We start from the raw sequence: 12836 nt of genomic DNA on the forward strand, positions 1-12836 counted from the left end.
GCGTTGGTGCTACAAGGATTGGAGGGTTTGTGTAATTATGCCACAGGTCCGGTTCACACCAACGGTCGACAACAAGAAGAGCCCCGGCGACAGGCACCGCTTGCACCTCGCAGGCGCCCGTTTGCTGCCCGTCCCGCGGCCGATAGGCGGCAGCGGGGGCGTGGCGAAACTGAGGAGAAGGAAAGATGAAGAAACAAGGAGAGCAACTTCGTACCGCCGCCCTGTTCTACCACCGCAACCCGAAGCCGGGCAAGGTGGCGATACAGCCGACGAAGCAACTGGCCAACCAGTACGACCTGTCGATGGCCTACTCACCGGGCGTTGCGGCGGCGTGCGAAGAGATCGCCGCGTCTCCGGCTGAGGTCAGTGCGCTCACTTCGCGCGCCAATCTCGTTGGAGTGATCACCAACGGCACGGCGGTGCTCGGACTGGGCGCGATCGGTCCGCTGGCGGCAAAACCGGTCATGGAAGGCAAGGCGGTACTGTTCAAGAAGTTTGCCAACATCGACGCGTTCGACCTGGAAATCGACGAAGAAGACCCGGACCGCCTGGTGGAGATCGTCGCCTCGCTGGAGCCGACCTTCGGCGGCATCAATCTGGAGGACATCAAGGCTCCCGAGTGCTTCCAGGTCGAGCAGAAGCTGCGCCAGCGAATGAAGATTCCGGTTTTTCACGACGATCAGCACGGCACCGCGATCGTCGTCGGCGCGGCCATTCTCAACGGACTCTTCCTGCAGGGCAAGGAACTCGATCAGGTCAAGCTGGTGAGTTCCGGCGCCGGTGCAGCAGCCCTCGCGTGCCTCGACCTGCTGGTGATGCTCGGGCTGCCGGTTGGCAACATCTGGGTGACCGACATCAAGGGGCTGGTGTACGAAGGGCGCGTCGAGGAGATGGACGAGATCAAGGCACGTTATGCCAAGCGCACCGATGCGCGGACGCTGAGCGAGGTGATCGTCGGGGCCGATGTCTTCCTCGGGCTGTCGGCAGGCGGAGTCCTGAAGCCGGAGATGGTCGCGCAGATGGCTGCGTCGCCGCTGATCATGGCCCTCGCCAATCCCAATCCGGAGATCCGGCCGGAAGATGTCAGGGCGGTGCGCAATGACGCGATCATCGCCACTGGTCGTTCGGACTATCCGAACCAGGTCAACAACGTGCTCTGCTTTCCATTCATCTTCCGCGGCGCGCTGGACGTTGGTGCGACCACCATCAACGACGCCATGAAGCTGGCAGCGGTGCGGGCAATTGCCGAGCTGGCACGCGTCGAGCAGTCGGAGGTCGCGCTCCAGGCGTACGGCGAGAAGCATGCCAATTTCGGCCCCGAGTACCTGATCCCGAATCCCTTCGATCCGCGGCTGATCGGCAGGATCGCGCCGGCCGTCGCCGAGGCGGCCATGGCGTCGGGTGTCGCGAGCCGGCCGCTCAAGGACCTGGAAGCCTATCGCGAGAGCCTGCACGAGTTCGTCTATCACTTCGGCCTGATCATGAAGCCTGTGTTCTCGCAGGCCAAACAGGCACCCAGGCGCGTCGTTTTCGCCGAAGGCGAGGACGACCGCGTCCTTCGTGCCATCCAGGTGATCGTCGATGAGGGGATCGCGCGACCGATCCTGATCGGCCATCCCGCCGAGATCGAGCGCAAGCTCGAAGCGCTGAATCTGCGCGTCACGCCGGACGATGACTTCGACATCGTCTACGCCGACAACAATGCCTTCTTCGACGAGCACTTCGAGTCCTACTGGCGTGAGTATCGGCGCCTGATGGAGCGCAAGGGGGTGTCGGCCGATTTCGCCCGCCGCGAAGTTCGCCGGCGGGCGTCGCTGTTCGGGGCGATGATGGTCCGCATGGGCGATGCCGATGGGCTGATCTGCGGCACCTTCGGTCGGCACGACGTGCATCGCGAGTACGTCGAGAACGTCATCGGTCTGGCTCCCGGCGTCAGCGACCTGTACGCCATGAGCCTGCTCGTGCTGCCTGACCGGACGCTGTTCATTGCCGACACCTACATCAACTACGAGCCATCGCCCGAGCAACTGGCGGACATGACGCTGCTCGCTGCCGATGAGGTGCGCCGGTTTGGCATCCAGCCCCGAGTTGCCCTGCTGTCGCACTCGTCATTTGGCTCGGAGAACACCCCGACGGCCGTCAAGATGCGCAGGACGCTGAAGCTGCTCAAGGAGCGGGCGCCGCGCCTGGAGGTCGAGGGCGAAATGCATGGTGACGCCGCTCTCGACGAGCACATTCGTCAGCGCGTCTTTCCGAGTGACGCGCGACTGAAAGGACAGGCCAACCTGCTGATCATGCCCACCCTCGATGCCGCGAACATCTCCTTCAATCTGCTCAAGATCGCTTCCGGTGACAATCTGACGATCGGTCCGATTCTCCTTGGTGCCGCGCAGCCGGTGCATATCCTGACGTCCACCGCGACCGTCCGACGCATCGTCAACATGACGGCCCTGACCGTGGTCGATAAGCTGATGAACGAACGCTGAGCGCTGCGCTGTCGGCCGCCGGTCGGCGCGGCAGCGTTGCGGCCTCTGTCAGGCTTCAGCCCGGGCTTGTTTCCCGCCCGCTCTGTTGCATAATGTGCTACATTACATAGCTCGCGTATCTGCTTATTTTTGATGGTCTATGGCGTTGGCAGTCCGGTCGTGCCGGAGCGCGGCAAAAAGGTGAATCGTGCGGGAGAGATGCAATGCGGATGACTCTGAGAGCTTTGGCGGGGTTTTTTTTGGCCATGCTGACCACACTCGTGGCGCCGACTGGGGCGCTTCATGCGGCCGAACCGGCCAAGGGAAAGGCTGCGACAGGCAAGGGAACGGCAAGCGTGGCGGCGCGTTCCGGCACGCTCGGATCAGCAGCGCAGAAGCCCATACAGGCGAAACGACAGGACCGGGTGGTGGTGCAGAAGACTCCCTCGGCAGCCGCCGAGACCCGGGCAGGCGCGCCGAAAGACCGGGCCGCCGCGGCGACACGCGGAACATCAGCCCAGTCCGCCGCGGCACCGGGCAAAGTGGCAGCGGTGGCAGAAAAGCGGGGCGGTAGCACGGCGGCGGACCGCAAGGCCAAGGACCTGCAGGGGGAGCGGTTCGCGAGCCGGAACAAGTCCAATCTGCGCCAGAACGTGGCCAAGCCGTCCGCCTTGGCGGCGAAGAGGGGTTTCGCTTCACAGCGTGAAGCTGCCGTTTCCGCTCAGGCTTACCAGAAAAGGAACCTGACGCGCGCGGTTGCCAGCAATGCCGACCTCTGGCACGAGCCAGGGCAGCTTGCGGTGCATTCGGGCTCAGCGCTGGTCATCGGTCAGGACGCAGGAGAACTGCTCTATGAGAAGAACGCCAACGCCGTCGTACCCATCGCGTCGATCACGAAGGTCATGACCGCGATGGTGGTGCTCGACAGCATGCCGAATCTGCAGGCGCCGATCAGCATCGGTGACGAGGACGTCGATTACTTGCGAGGCAGTCGTTCTCGCCTCGGTGTGGGGACGGTGATCTCGCGCGAGACGGCCCTGCTGCTGGCGCTGATGTCATCCGAGAACCGTGCCTCGCACGCCCTGGCCCGTCACTATCCGGGTGGTTTGCCGGCCTTCATCGCAGCGATGAACCGCAAGGCCGCGTCACTGGGGATGGCGCATACGCGCTTCGAGGATCCCACCGGACTGAGCAGCAACAATGTGTCTACCGCACATGATCTGGCACGGATGGTTGCCGCTGCCCATCGCTACCCGCTGATCCGCGAATTCTCGACGACGCCTGGTGTGCGCGCCGAGGTGAAAGGCCGCGAACTCGAGTTCCACAATACGAACCAGCTGGTCAGCAGCCCGACGTGGGAGATCGGCCTGTCGAAGACCGGCTACATTCAGGAGGCCGGAAAGTGCCTGGTGATGCAGGCGCGTGTTGCCGACAAGCCGGTGGTCATCGTGCTCCTCGATTCGGCCGGCAAGCAGACTCGCATCGGCGATGCCAATCGTATCAAGCGCTGGATGGAGAGCGCGTCGGCTGCCGGCAGACTGCCGACGTCAGTCTGATACGCTGGGTGCAGCAAGAGGAGCCACGGCATGCCGTGGCTCTTTTTTGGCCTGCGGGGTTGGCGGCCCCCTCGAGGTAGTGGCTCCTGCAGACGACGTCGAACCTCCGTGAGCACGAGTGGCCGCAGGTTGAACATAACTTGCGGCGATAAATTAATTAGGATTGATGCTTTGTCGTTCTAACCGTCTTAGCTATCATGACGGCCTGTGCCAAGAGTTGCCATGGAGGAGCGCATGTCCCGATTCATCCGCCGGTGGTTTGCGGCCCTGGCCCTCTGCCTCTGTGCCCTACCGGTCTTGGCTGATGCCAGTCTGCTCAACGTCTCCTATGACGTCGCCAGGGATTTCTACAAGGATTACAACCCGCTGTTCCAGAAACACTGGAAAACGCTGAGCGGCGAGTTGGTCGAGCTGAAGCAGTCGCATGCGGGGTCCAGCAAGCAGGTGCGGGCCGTTGCCGACGGGCTGGAAGCTGACGTGGTGACGATGAATCAGGCGTCCGATGTCGACTTTCTGGCCGAGAAGGGTCTGGTTGCCAAGGACTACGCCAAGCGTTTTCCCAACAATGCGTCGCCATACACCTCGACCATGGTGTTCATCGTCCGCAAGGGCAATCCGAAGGCGATCAGGGATTGGCCTGATCTCGTCAAACCGGGTGTCCAGGTGATCCTGCCGCATCCCAAGAACACCGGTAACGGCCGCTACACGTACCTCGCCGCCTGGGGCTTCGCGCTCGGCCAGCCCGGCGGCAACGAGCGCACGGCACAGGAGTTCGTCGCCAGGCTGCTGCAGAACGCACCCCTGTTCGCCGCTGGCGGTCGCGACGCGACGACCACTTTCATGCAGCGCAGGATCGGCGACGTGCTGGTCTCTTTTGAAAGCGAGGCCGAACTGATTGCGAGAGAGTTCGGCAAGGGCGAGTTCACCGTGGTGTACCCCTCGCTGTCCATCCTCACCGAGTTCCCGGTAGCCATCGTGACGCCGGTGGTGGACAAGAAGGGAACGCGCAAGCTGGCGCAGGCCTATCTTGAGTACCTGTGGTCGCCGGCTGGCCAGGAGAACGCCGCGCAGAACTACCTGCGGCCCCGCAGCCCCGAAATACTGAGGAAGTATGCCGAGCAGTTTCCGCCCGTAAGGACCTTCACGGTCGATGATGTCTTCGGCGGCTGGAGCAAGGCGTTCCCAGCGCACTTCAAGGACGGCGGCAGCTTCGACCAGATCTACCTGAAGAAGTGAGACCGGGAAGCAATGTGATGTGGCCGCCGCGGTCTGGGCGGGCCTTCTGATGCGCTCGCGGTTCGGCCCGAGGACGCTGTTGCCCGGCTTTCGGCTGTCACTGGGTTGTGCAGTCCTGTACCTGTCGCTGCTCGTCCTGTTGCCGCTGTCGGGGCTGGTCTTCAAGGCGAGCCAGCTCAGCCTCGCTGCGTTCTGGGACATTGCCAGCGGTGAGCGCGCGCTGGCTTCGTATCGCGTGACCTTTGGCGCTTCGCTGCTGGCAGCGTCGATCAACACCGTATTCGGGTTGATCGTGGCGTGGGTTCTCGTCCGCTACTCGTTTCCCGGCAAGCGGTTGATCGATGCCCTCGTTGATCTGCCCTTTGCCCTGCCGACGGCCGTTGCCGGGATCACTCTGGCGACCCTCTATGCCGGCAACGGCTGGATCGGTCGGCACCTCGAACCGCTCGGTTTCAAGATCGCCTTTGCCCCGCCAGGAATCGTCGTGGCTCTGACTTTCATCGGACTGCCCTTCGTCGTCCGGACGCTGCAGCCGGTGATCGAGGACATCGAGCCGGAGGTCGAGGAAGCAGCCGCGTCGCTCGGCGCTTCTCGTCTGCAGACCTTCGTCCGCGTCCTCTGGCCGGCGCTCCTGCCGGCGCTGTTGACCGGCTTCACCCTGGCCTTCTCGAGGTCGATCGGCGAGTACGGGTCGGTCATCTTCATCGCCGGCAATATGCCGCTCATCTCGGAGATCACTCCGCTGCTGATCATCTCGAAGCTTGAGCAGTACGACGTTGTCGGCGCGACGGCGCTGGCCGTGGTCATGCTGCTCATCTCCTTTGTCATGCTCTTTGTGGTGAACGGCCTGCAGTGGTGGGCAGCCACCCGTCACGGCGTTCGGGCGGCCGACGGAGCGCCGCGGTGAGCACTGCCGCCCGGAGGCGGGCGACCGACGAGCCATCCTGGTTGAGTCGCCTGCTGCTTGCCGTCGGCCTCGGATTCCTGTTCATCTTCCTGCTGCTGCCGTTGCTGGCGGTGTTTGCCGAGGCCCTTGCCGCCGGCGGGCGTGCCTACCTGGAAGCACTCAAGGATCATGACGCACGGTCGGCGATCGCGCTGACGCTGCTCGTCGCCTTACTGGTTCTGCCGCTCAACATCTGTTTTGGCGTGACTGCCGCCTGGGCGATCGCCAAATTCGACTTCCGCGGCAAGAGCCTGCTGATCACCCTGATCGACCTCCCGTTCGCCGTCTCGCCGGTCGTGGTTGGCCTCGTCTTTCTGCTGATCTTCGGCGCGCAGGGCCTTTTCGGCCCGTGGCTGGCGGCCAACGACATCAAGGTGGTGTTCGCGCTGCCGGCTATCGTCCTGGTGACGATGTTCATCACCCTGCCGTTCGTCGCCCGCGAGTTGATCCCCCTGATGCAGGCGCAGGGCCGGGAGGAGGAGGAGGCGGCGGTATCTCTCGGAGCCACCGGCTGGCAGATGTTCCGCCGGGTGACGCTGCCCAACATCAGGTGGGGGCTGCTCTACGGGGTGATTCTCGCCAACGCCCGCGCGATGGGCGAGTTCGGTGCGGTATCGGTGGTCTCCGGGCACATTCGCGGTGAGACCAATACCCTGCCCCTGCACGTCGAGATCCTCTACAACGAGTACAACGCGGTTGGCGCATTCGCGTCGGCGTCGGTGCTGGCCCTGTTGGCCCTGGTGACGCTGGCCGCCAAGACGGTCGTCGAGTGGCGGCTGCGTCGTGAAGTGCGCATGCTGTGGACCACTTCGGCGCTGGAGAACAACTGACCATGGTCAGCGACCGACGCGGTGGGGCGGCCTTGTCCCATCAGGATCGCCGGCGAGCCACTGGGAGTGCGATGACCTTACTGGACGAACACCGATGAGTATCGAAATCCGTGCACTCGACAAGCGTTTTGGCGCCTTCGTCGCGCTGCAGGACGTCAGCCTGCAGATCCCGACCGGCGAGCTGGTCGCGCTTCTCGGGCCCTCCGGCTGTGGCAAGACCACCCTGCTGCGGATCATAGCCGGCATGGAAACCGCCGATGGCGGCCAAGTCCTCTTCGGCGGCGAGGAGGCCACCCATGTGCACGCGCGCGACCGTAATGTCGGTTTCGTCTTCCAGCATTATGCGCTCTTCCGTCACATGTCCGTCTTCGAGAACGTTGCCTTCGGCCTGCGCGTCAAGCCACGTCGGCTGCGTCCTGCCGAGGCGGAAATCCGCCGCCGGGTGCGCGATCTGCTCCAGCTCGTGCAGCTTGAGTGGCTGGCCGATCGCTACCCGTCGCAGCTCTCGGGCGGACAGCGCCAGCGGATAGCCCTGGCGCGTGCGCTGGCTGTCGAACCGCGGGTGCTGCTGCTCGATGAACCCTTCGGCGCGCTCGATACCAAGGTGCGCAAGGAACTGCGGCGCTGGTTGCGGCGTCTTCACGACGAAATGCACATAACGAGTGTTTTCGTGACGCACGATCAGGAGGAAGCGCTGGAGGTCGCCGACCGCGTCGTGGTCATGAACCAGGGCCGTATCGAGCAGATCGGCTCACCCGACGAGGTCTATACGAACCCCGCGTCACCTTTCGTCTATCAGTTCCTCGGCAACGTCAACGTGTTCCACAGCCGGATGCACGGAGCCTGGGCCGATGTCGGCAGGGAGCAGACCGCAGCCGTGCCGGCCGCCGAGGCGACCGCCTATGTACGGCCACACGACATCGACATCGAGCACCGTCCCGTTGTCGGCAGCTTGCAGGCGACGGTACAGGAGGTACACGCGATTGGGCCTCTGGTGCGCGTCGAGCTCGCACACGCTTCGGAATTGATCGAGGTCGAGCTCACCCGCGAGCGCGCCAATGTCCTGTTGCTCGCCGAGGGACAGCAGGTTTGGCTGAAACCGCGCCATCTCAGGGTTTTTGCGGCACCGCCGACGACGCTGGAAGAGGGGGGCTCGGGGATCTAGGCGGAGGTCGGGTGCGCATCGGCAGGCAGCCGCATGAATGGTCGCCAAAACGGCTGGCGGCGGCTGAAAAGCCGGCGAATAGTCTGGTACGATGCGCCGTGATGGAGAAAACTCCTGCAATTAAATTCGCGACTTCCCTGCTCCAGCTGACCCTGTTCTGGATCTTGGCGAGCGGTCTCTGCGTTGGCATCACCTGGGCCCAGTCACCGGAACCGGTGATGGCCGTGATCGCCCATCCGGCCACCCCCGAAGACAGTATCCCGCGCGCCTCGCTGCGCGCCATTCTGGGGATGCGTCTGCAGCGATGGCCCGGCGAAACGCCGGTCAAGGTCTTCGTTCTTGCAGACGAGGTGCCCGAGCACGCCACTTTCAGCAAGTCCGTCCTGCAGGTGTTCCCGCAGCAGCTGCGCATGGCCTGGGACCGGCAGGTTTTTTCGGGCCAGGGACAGTATCCGGAGGTGGTTGCTTCACCGCAGGAGATGTTGGCCAGAGTGGCATCCACCCCTGGCGCGATTGGTTACGTCAAGGCGAGCGAGGTGACTCCGAATGTGCGTGTGCTCAAGATTCGCTAAGACCGCATCGAGCCTGTTGCTGGTCGCCTCGTCGCTGTCCTGGGGAACGGTTGTGCACGCCGTGGATCTGCTCAACGGCGATATCCAGTTGCATGGCTTTGCTTCGCTGACCCTGGTGAACACGACCGACAACAATTTCTTCGGGCAAAGTGACGACCAGATCAGCAAGGACTTTTCCGAACTCGGCGTCAATGCTTCCTGGCGCCTGACGCCGGCTCTCCAGCTCTCGGCCGGGCTGCTGTCGCGACGCGCTGGCGGCACCGACGACGGGGGCGTGCGGCTCGACTATGGCCTGCTCGACTGGACTCCCATGTCGAGCGAAGAAGGCCGATCGGGGATCCGCATGGGGCGGATCAAGACCGCCTATGGTCTGTACAACACGACACGCGACGTTCCCTTTACACGGCCAAGCATCATTCTGCCACAGTCGATCTACTTCGAGCGGACGCGCAACCTGACCGTCTCGGCAGACGGTGCCGAGGTTTACATCGAGCGCTACGGCGAAAGCGGCACTTTCTCCGCGAGCTTCGCTTACGGACAGCCGCAAACCGATACAGAGGCGGCGAAGGTGCCGCTGGTTGGCCTCAATCGCCCCGGCAGCCTCGATTCGAAGCTGGCGCCCGATCTGCAACTTCTCTACGAAGGGGCCGGCAACAGGTATCGGCTGGCGTTTACGGCGCTGCGTCTCGACCTGAAGTACCAGCCGGGCTACGGCGACATTCTGCGGGCCGGCCGCTTCAGGCTCACACCACTGATCTTTTCTGCCCAGTACAACGCCGAGAACTGGAGCCTGACCAGCGAATACGCGCTGCGCCGCACCTCCGTCGACGATTTCGGCCCCTACTTCTACAACGGCACCTTCAACGGGCAGAGTTACTACGTGCAGGGAACCTATCGGTTGACGCCGCAGTGGGAAGCACTGCTGCGCTACGATGCCTATTACGCCGATCAGAACGACCGTGCCGGCAAGGACTTCGCCGCTGCCACCAAGCTGCCTGGATTCACCCGCTTTGCCAAGGACTGGACCGTCGGCATGCGTTTCGATGTGACACCACAGTTCATGCTGCGCTTCGAGGCACATCACGTTGACGGCACAGGCTTCCTGGCGGCGCAGGATAACCCGAATCCGCAGGCCCTGCGTCGCCACTGGGACAACTTCATGCTGCAAGCCTCTTTCCGCTTCTAGTTGCGACGAATGTCGGAAACAAAGCCGCCGCCCGCAGATCCTCGCCGCGCACACTTCCTGAGCCTCAAGTGGAAGGTGTTGCTGACGCTGGGTGCCGTCATGCTGTCGGTGAACGGCGTGCTCTCGTGGCTGCACTACCAGCATCTGATGACGCGCTTCGAAGAGCAGCGTGCCGAGACCCGTGCGCGCCTCGTTGCGCAGGCTTTTGCTCTGCGCAACGAGGTTGGTTTGCGGTTGCAGGCGCTTGCCGGGGTTCTCGCAGCCCTGGACTCGGTGGGCGTCACCCTGTTCCGGACACCGGCCGGCAATGCCCTGCTGCGCCAACACTTCGACAGCTACTGGCCCGCCCTGCAGTATGGCTACGGCATCGACTCGCTGCAGGTCTACCTGACCAGCAGCGAGCAACTGGCTGCATGGAACAGCGGCGGTGGTCCGGATGTGCAATCGACGGTGCAAGTGACCGAGGTCATCAACAGCGAACGGGCAACGAGCTGGACCGACTGCAGCGACGTGTGTACCGAATATGCCGCCGCGCCGATCCTCTCGGCGGGAAAAGTGGCCGGGGCCGTGGTTCTCGGAAGCTCGCTGGCTGACGTGGTGAACTCGTTCCAGCGCGTCACCGGTGCCGACCTTGGTGTCCTCGTCCCGCTCCCCAGGCATCTGCCTGCGGAGCCGGTCGACGAAGCCTTTCTGCCGCGGCTTGGCCTGCGGGCCATTCCCTTGAGCAGCATGGGCAGTCACCGGCCGCTGCTGCGTCAACTCGAGGCCCTGCCACGGACCCCGCCCGGTCCCGCCCACTCCTACCTGTCGTTGCCCTACGCAGGCAGGCACTTCGAGTTGTCGTTTCTTGCCCTCGATTTTCCCAGTGGTGGCGCCGTGCCGGCGACGATGGTGGTCATCGACGATTTGACGCTGCCGCTGGCCGATATCCACACGTCGGTCGTGAACCGTTTGCAGGGCGAACTGCTGGTCTCACTGGTATCGCTCCTGCTCTTGTCGCTGCTGGTCAACGCACCGCTGCAGCGAATGACGCGGACGGCGAATGCAATTCCACTGCTCGGGCGCAGTGCCTTTGCCGAGGCACGTCGACGCATCGCTCCACGGCCCCGTCGCTTGGTGGAGGACGAGATCGACAGTCTGGACGAAGCGGCGATCGACCTGTCGTACCGCCTTGAGACGCTCGAGCGCGACGTCGCAGCGCACGCTGCAGTGACCGAGGGGATGCTGCAACGGATCTCGGTCGAACGCGATTTCAGCCGCAGCCTCCTCGATACGGCACAGGTCATCATCCTGACTCAGTCGGCAAGCGGTCGCATCCTGACGCTCAACCGCTACGGACGCCAGCTTGCAGGCCGGGGAGAGGAGGATCTGGCGGCCAGTTCCTTCTTCGAACTGATCGGTGGGGACTCGCTGCAGATGGCCGCGGCAAGGCAGGCCGTGCACGAGATCGCTGCCGGCGATCGCCAGCATGTACAGCTGGAATCGATTCTCCAGGGCAAGGGCGGCGAGTCCTACGAGATCACCTGGAACCATTCGCGGTTGGCCGGGCAGCCTGGTGATTCCGTGATGGTACTGTCGGTCGGGGTCGACCATACGGAACGCAAGTATCTGGCGGAGCGTGATCTGCTCACGGGCTTGGTCAATCGGCGCCATTTCCAGGACATCCTGCGCAAGGCTCTGGTTGATGCCCGTCGCTCGGGGCACGATGGTGCCCTGCTCTATCTTGACCTCGATGCCTTCAAGTACGTCAGCGACGTCAGTGGCCATCAGGCAGGCGACGCGCTTCTCAAGATCGTCGCCGAGGAGGTCGCGCACGTGGCCCGTACGAGCGACCGGATCGGGCGCCTGGGCGGCGACGAACTCGGTGTGCTGCTGCATGAGTGCGACAGTGCCGGCGCGGTGCAGGTGGCGGAAAAGATCAACCGCTGCCTGGCCGAGATCAAGTTTCCCGGTCTCGGGGCGAATCACCGTGTTTCCGCAAGCATCGGCATCGTCGTCTTCTCGGCGGCGAAGATGGACGCCGAACTCCTCCTGACCAACGCCGACATTGCGATGTATCAGGCCAAATCAAAGGGAGGTGGGAGCTGGCACCTCTATTCGGAGGGAGAGGGAGTGCAGGAAAGGATGCAGAGTCGCCTGCACTGGGAAGAGATGATCAACCGCTCTCTGGCGGGTGACGGTTTCGTCGTCCACTACCAGCCGATCCTCGACATTGCCGCGCGCAAGGTCAGTCACTTCGAGGCATTGGTGCGCATGCGGGGCACCGATGGTGGCGTGGTGCCGCCGGGCATGTTCATGGAAGTGGCCGAGAGCAGTGGGCTGATCCGCGAGATCGACCGCCAAGTCATCGGTATGGTTCTCGCCAGGATGAAGGTCTCGCGCCGGTCAGGGAGGAGTTACAAGTTCTCGATCAATCTGTCCGGTGTCAGCATCAATGACTCCAGCCTGTTGTCCTTCCTGCGCGAGAAGCTGGCGCGGAGTCGCGACCTGGCCAGCGACATCGTATTCGAGATCACCGAGACGGCCGCGGTGGCTGATTTCGCTGCCGCTCGCAGGTTCATGAGCGAGGTCCGCGAACTCGGTTGCGCGTTCTCGCTTGATGACTTCGGTGTCGGCTTCTCGTCGTTCAACTACGTCAAGCAGCTGCCCGTGGATTACGTCAAGATCGACGGCTCGTTTGTCCGCTCACTTGTCGATAGTCAGGATGACCAGGTCTTCGTCGAGGCGCTGTCGAAAGTGGCGCATGGTTTTGGCAAGAAGACCGTCGCCGAATTCGTCGAGGATGAGCGCGCCCTGAACCTGCTTGCCAGCTTCGGCGTCGACTACGCGCAGGGATACTTCATCGGCAAGCCGGCCGAGGAGATTCCCTGACCCGCCGGG

9 protein-coding genes are annotated in these 12836 nt (G+C 63.4%); all 9 read left to right on the plus strand.

Annotation, left to right across the window (positions count from 1 at the left end):
* Nucleotides 1-185: 185 nt before the first annotated feature.
* The 9 genes from HT579_03380 (at nt 186) to HT579_03420 (ending at nt 12827) form a co-directional block, all read left to right on the plus strand.
* Nucleotides 186-2486: an NADP-dependent malic enzyme gene (locus HT579_03380; protein ID QKS28074.1), complete on the plus strand. Its 2301-nt coding sequence runs from the start codon at nt 186-188 to the stop codon at nt 2484-2486.
* A gap of 203 nt (nt 2487-2689) precedes the next feature.
* The gene (pbpG, locus tag HT579_03385) at nt 2690-4021 is read left to right on the plus strand and encodes a D-alanyl-D-alanine endopeptidase (protein ID QKS28075.1); all 1332 of its coding nucleotides are present in this window, start codon (nt 2690-2692) and stop codon (nt 4019-4021) included.
* A 234-nt stretch (nt 4022-4255) separates the two neighbouring features.
* Nucleotides 4256-5257, plus strand: coding sequence for a sulfate ABC transporter substrate-binding protein (locus tag HT579_03390; protein QKS28076.1), 1002 nt, complete (start codon nt 4256-4258; stop codon nt 5255-5257).
* Between the two features lie 49 nt (nt 5258-5306).
* The gene (gene cysT / locus HT579_03395) at nt 5307-6164 is read left to right on the plus strand and encodes a sulfate ABC transporter permease subunit CysT (GenBank protein QKS28077.1); all 858 of its coding nucleotides are present in this window, start codon (nt 5307-5309) and stop codon (nt 6162-6164) included.
* A complete protein-coding gene (gene cysW / locus HT579_03400; protein QKS28078.1) occupies nt 6161-7033 on the plus strand; it encodes a sulfate ABC transporter permease subunit CysW in 873 nt (290 codons plus the stop codon). Before cysT ends, cysW begins: the two co-directional genes overlap by 4 nt.
* A 94-nt stretch (nt 7034-7127) precedes the next feature.
* Entirely contained in the window at nt 7128-8198 is a 1071-nt protein-coding gene (locus HT579_03405; GenBank protein ID QKS28079.1) for a sulfate ABC transporter ATP-binding protein, read from the plus strand.
* A gap of 218 nt (nt 8199-8416) precedes the next feature.
* On the plus strand, nt 8417-8770 hold the full coding sequence (locus tag HT579_03410; GenBank protein QKS31474.1) for a hypothetical protein: 354 nt from the start codon (nt 8417-8419) through the stop codon (nt 8768-8770).
* Between the two features lie 16 nt (nt 8771-8786).
* Complete coding sequence (locus tag HT579_03415) at nt 8787-9956, plus strand: hypothetical protein (GenBank protein ID QKS28080.1); 1170 nt, start codon at nt 8787-8789, stop codon at nt 9954-9956.
* A 9-nt stretch (nt 9957-9965) separates the two neighbouring features.
* The gene (locus tag HT579_03420) at nt 9966-12827 is read left to right on the plus strand and encodes an EAL domain-containing protein (protein QKS28081.1); all 2862 of its coding nucleotides are present in this window, start codon (nt 9966-9968) and stop codon (nt 12825-12827) included.
* Nucleotides 12828-12836 lie beyond the last annotated feature (9 nt).

The sequence above is a fragment of the Candidatus Accumulibacter similis genome (assembly GCA_013347225.1).
In the GTDB taxonomy this organism is placed as follows: domain Bacteria; phylum Pseudomonadota; class Gammaproteobacteria; order Burkholderiales; family Rhodocyclaceae; genus Accumulibacter; species Accumulibacter similis.